The sequence below is a fragment of the Hyella patelloides LEGE 07179 genome, from assembly GCF_900659865.1.
GTDB classification, from domain to species: domain Bacteria; phylum Cyanobacteriota; class Cyanobacteriia; order Cyanobacteriales; family Xenococcaceae; genus Hyella; species Hyella patelloides.
In genome coordinates this window covers 1-3,471 of sequence record NZ_LR214190.1, presented here as the reverse complement: position 1 = coordinate 3,471, position 3,471 = coordinate 1, and the positions used below count along the sequence as shown (strand labels likewise).

Annotated in this window: 4 protein-coding genes and 1 pseudogene; 2 read left to right on the top strand and 3 right to left on the bottom strand. The window is 34.5% G+C overall.

All coding sequences use genetic code 11. The features are described from left to right. Window positions 1-415, top strand: a pseudogene (locus H1P_RS36870) (hypothetical protein); the annotation flags it as partial. A gap of 50 nt (window positions 416-465) precedes the next feature. On the opposite strand, the gene H1P_RS31890 reads toward H1P_RS36870, so the two are convergent. Genes H1P_RS31890 through H1P_RS31880 form a run of 3 tightly spaced genes read right to left on the bottom strand, consistent with a single transcriptional unit; the run spans window position 466 to window position 2,816 of the window. Then, entirely contained in the window at window positions 466-1,278 is an 813-nt protein-coding gene (locus H1P_RS31890; protein ID WP_144875288.1) for an SDR family oxidoreductase, read from the bottom strand. A 24-nt stretch (window positions 1,279-1,302) separates the two neighbouring features. After that, a complete protein-coding gene (locus H1P_RS31885) occupies window positions 1,303-2,292 on the bottom strand; it encodes a hypothetical protein (RefSeq protein WP_144875286.1) in 990 nt (329 codons plus the stop codon). Next, window positions 2,199-2,816 (bottom strand): hypothetical protein, encoded by a 618-nt coding sequence (locus tag H1P_RS31880; protein ID WP_144875284.1) that lies wholly within the window; start codon window positions 2,814-2,816, stop codon window positions 2,199-2,201. The genes H1P_RS31885 and H1P_RS31880 overlap by 94 nt, the downstream gene beginning before the upstream one ends. 191 nt (window positions 2,817-3,007) lie before the next feature. Here H1P_RS31880 and H1P_RS36865 point away from each other — a divergent pair, with 191 nt between their 5' ends. After that, window positions 3,008-3,163, top strand: a complete 156-nt coding sequence (locus H1P_RS36865; protein WP_186376268.1) for an alpha-crystallin domain-containing protein — start codon at window positions 3,008-3,010, stop codon at window positions 3,161-3,163. The last annotated feature ends 308 nt before the right edge of the window (window positions 3,164-3,471 follow it).

Genomic DNA, 3,471 nt, shown 5'->3' with positions numbered 1-3,471 from the left:
AAAAAAATCAAACCATAATTATCTCAAGACATATCCCAAGAATCAAAAAAGTATCTCAGAGCTATGGTTAGACTATGCTAAAGAGTTTTTAGGAGAAACGAACTATCTCAAACAAAATAGAGTTATGCTCAATTATAATCAATGGGTTTGCGATCAAGAGTACCGAAAAAATATTGCTAAAAAATTAGATTTTAATTTCTGCGACACTGGTTTTAATGTAGTCAAAAACTATGGTGGTGGTAGTTCCTTTGATGGCACAAAATTCAATAATCAGGCTACTAAAATGGATGTCTTAAATAGATGGCAAAATTTTATTGACGATCCAGAGTATCGCCAAATGTTTAACAGCGAAATTATGGAATATTCACAAAAAATATTTGGTTCAATAAAAGGTACAGAAGCTTTGAAAAGCTAGTCTGACTAATCTATAATCATTTCAATTTACAATCAAACCAAAGTATTACATCATTTTTGAGTAGTACTCTGATTCTTAGCTAGACGATCGAAATACTTATTTAATAATGGTGCGATTAAACTATGAAAACGATTTAAAATCGTCATTTCTAAACCAGGCGCGATCGTAAACTTTTGTTGATTAATACCTTTAATAATTTCTTGCGCAACTCCTTCTGCACTCCAGGTATCTGCGGTAGCGGTGATAGCTTTTGTTTCAGGAGGTTTTGTTTTATTTTCGGCTGCTAGTTGGGGGGTATCGGTATCAGGAGGATAGACAATGGATACTTTAATTCCACAGGGTTTTAGCTCTCCTCTGAGGGATTCGGCTAACCCTCTTAAAGCAAATTTTGAGGGACTGTAAGCAGTATAGCCATACAAGCCAACTAAACCTGCACCAGAAGAGATTAACACAATATGACCCTTTTGGGCTGTTTCCATAGCAGGTAATACGGCTTTAACAGCGTAAAGAGAGCCAAAGTAGTTCACTCTCATGGTTTGCTCAAAATTTTCTACTGGAATATCTTGAAAATAGCCAGGAATAGCGATTCCCGCAGAAGTAATTAAGAGATCGGGTGTTCCTTGTTCGGCGATCGCTTTTTGAATGACGCTTGTAATTTCCGATAGTTGAGCTACATCCGCGACAAAATGTAAAATTTTTTGTTCAGAAGTCAGAGCAGAACCAGCAATCTCTTGTGTTGCAATCTTCAGCTTCGTAGCATCACGGGCAATAATAGATATGTTGGCACCACTACTAGCTAATAGTTTGGCTACTGCCTTACCAATACCGCTAGAACCACCTGTAATAATAGCGTGCTTTATCATTATATTATGTAGACATTAAACTATTTAAATACTTTTAGTTGTCAATTTTTCATTGATTTCTGGTAATTTCAATAAAATTCCTGCAATCAACCAATAGTAGATAGCTACAGGCTCAATGATTAGGGGATAATAGTATGTGTTGTAGCTAATTAAGACAATAAATAGCCATAAACACAAGCTAAAACGCCACAAAGAACTTCTCTTCAAAGAACGATAAGCTTTGAACGTAGTGTAAGTTATCAACGAAACAAATCCGAAAAATACGATAGTTCCTAACCAGCCAATTTCGTAAAGTAATCGAGGATAAAAAGTTTCAATCAAGGTGACTTTTCCTAATTTCCGAGCAGCACTGGCAGCTTTTCCGACACCAGAACCTAAAATTTCAAGTCCACTTTGATTAATCCATTTAAACTGATTAACAATGAATTCTTGAGGTGGAGAATATTGCCAACGAGCAATAATACTATCTAAAGCAGAGCCAAATACTCCAAAATTATTAGCAATTAGAAACAATAATAAAAATACCAAAAACAATTTATAAGATAACCTTTTTTTATTAGGTTCTGTCGCAAACATTAAAACTAAAAAGACTATTGGGACAAGTAAAGTAGCAGTAGTTTGACCAGAAATAATCGCAGCGACTAACACTAAACCAATAGTAAATGCATTAATAATACGCCATAGCAAATCTGACTCATAAAAGTAAGCACTCATCGAAAAAAAACTACCAAAAATTAGAAACCAAGCCCATTGCCAAGGAGCATTAAAAGTACCAGGTAAACTAATCAAGTTTCTCACAGGATTATATAGTAAAGAGCCACCAACAAAACATCTTGCTTGTAGACTTGCTCTAGTAGATGCGGGATGAGGTAAATCAACACTACTAGGACAAATTCCTGTAGTTAAAAAAAGATATTGAATTAAACATAAACTACAGCAAATAGCAAATGAATATGAAAACGCGGAAAAAAAGTTAAATCTTGGTTGCGATCGCGTATGAGATAATAACCACAAACTAAAAATGGAACATAACCAATGAGAATTTTTAAGCCGATAATTCCCATCAAAATTGGTTGACCTGGTACAGAACCTGATAATTGTTGAGGAACATTAACTAAAAATAAAGTTAATAAGCAAGTACCTAATAAAACCAAGCTACCAATTAAAACTGATTTTGCTGTTTGTCTAAATTGTTTTAACCAGTAACTAGATAATAAAATAGCTATCAGTGCAGGAAAATAAAAAACATCTTTTGCTAAATGAAAAATAGGATACAGTGTAGAAAAAACAACCTTACCACCAACTGCACTATAAACAGAACCAAAAGAATAAGTAATAGTTCCTGTGAGGGGTAAATAGATTAAAAACAACCACAAACTTTGACGGGGAAATCTATAAGCTACTCCACAGATTATTACTAATAATGCTCCTAGAATGCTAACAGCTAAGTTAACAAAAATTGCCAATATTGAGCTTACTAAAAAGGCAACTACTATTGTAGTAATAATAATCAAGAATTCTTTATTACTTAATTTCATTATTTTTGGCAATGATATTGATTACATCTACAATTTTTACGAAGTGAACGCAAGCTCTGTCGTTTTATTTATCCTCAAATGAGGACGGCGGAGTACTATTCACAAAATATAAACTTCACTAAGTATTCACATTTCATTTTTAGACTAAAACCATAACTGAAATAGCGACATGAAAATAATGCGTCAAAACAATGTTAACTCTTAACGCTGAAACTTGGACATTTGATATCGATCTTCAAGAAACAGCAGAAAAACTGATTTCAAAAGCTCAAATACCAGGTGTAAGAACGGAAGAACTAAAACTGAGAGTAGAGAATAATGTATTGACTATTTTGGGGGAACATTAAGAAAAACGATGTGCTAATGATGATTTTCTTGGTCAAGAATTACATGATGGTAAATTTAGTCGTATAGTGGGTAATCCCACTAAAATAAAAGCGGCTTTGCCTCATGGTGGTATGAAAAGCGCAAAATTTTACTTTTTCATTAATATTCAAGAGGCTTAAAGCTTAGAAGCTCCGAAGCTCAGAAGCTCCGAACAGTATTACTATCGGTTTCATACCTGTCTTGAACGAGTTGCTCATTGAGGGAAACCCAAGGGGCTGATTCTGTCGTTTCACGGCAGAACTCTTCTGCCCCGCCCAAGACCCCTAAA

What these genes read in the sequence shown, in the direction of transcription:
- H1P_RS36865 (WP_186376268.1), top strand. Translation starts at nt 3,008, where the DNA reads ATGTTAACTCTTAACGCTGAAACTTGGACATTTGATATCGATCTTCAA.
- H1P_RS31890 (WP_144875288.1), bottom strand. Translation starts at nt 1,278, where the DNA reads ATGATAAAGCACGCTATTATTACAGGTGGTTCTAGCGGTATTGGTAAG.
- H1P_RS31880 (WP_144875284.1), bottom strand. Translation starts at nt 2,816, where the DNA reads ATGAAATTAAGTAATAAAGAATTCTTGATTATTATTACTACAATAGTA.